Source organism: Acinetobacter sichuanensis (assembly GCF_003024515.2).
Classification (GTDB): Bacteria; Pseudomonadota; Gammaproteobacteria; order Pseudomonadales; family Moraxellaceae; genus Acinetobacter; species Acinetobacter sichuanensis.
In genome coordinates this window covers 1-655 of sequence record NZ_PYIX02000205.1, presented here as the reverse complement: position 1 = coordinate 655, position 655 = coordinate 1, and the positions used below count along the sequence as shown (strand labels likewise).

General features: G+C 43.8%; 1 protein-coding gene. It reads left to right on the top strand.

Annotated elements, in window-relative coordinates; translation table 11 throughout:
* Positions 1 to 152: 152 nt before the first annotated feature.
* Positions 153 to 655: hypothetical protein (locus tag C9E89_RS24210; RefSeq protein WP_213069665.1), on the top strand; the 503-nt coding region annotated here is incomplete at its 3' end.

Below are 655 nucleotides of genomic sequence, written 5' to 3'. Positions count from 1 at the left end.
ACTCCACAACCCACCCAGTGTGGGTTTTCTTTTGTCTATTAAAACATAAAAGTTTCCACAATTAAAAATAAGTTTCCTATTATGAACTTTACTGTTGACAATAAAGTTTCCTTTGGTAAACTAAATCTCACCAACCACTCTCCGAGATAAAAATGGAACTTCAAAGTTTACGTCTACAAGCGCTACACATTGCAGATGGCAACATCGAAAAAGCTCAAGCAATGGAAAATTATGTTTTGGGTAATCAGGAAGCTGAAAAGGTAACTGAACCTCAAGAACAACCAGTGTCTACCAACTTAGGCGTGTCAGATGTTAAGCCTACTGATGATAAAGGCAACACTGGCGACTGCAACACTGGCGACTGCAACACTGGCTACTGCAACACTGGCGACCGCAACACTGGCTACTGCAACACTGGCGACCGCAACACTGGCTACTGGAACACTGGCAACCGCAACACTGGCTACCGCAACACTGGCGACTGCAACACTGGCAACCGCAACACTGGCAACCGCAACACTGGCGACTGCAACACTGGCAACTGGAACACTACGAACTTTAGTAATGGATTCTTTAATACAGAAGAAGTTGAAATTATTAATGTCTTTGACAAACCGTGCATGAAATCGGTGTGGGATGAGGTAAATAAACCAGC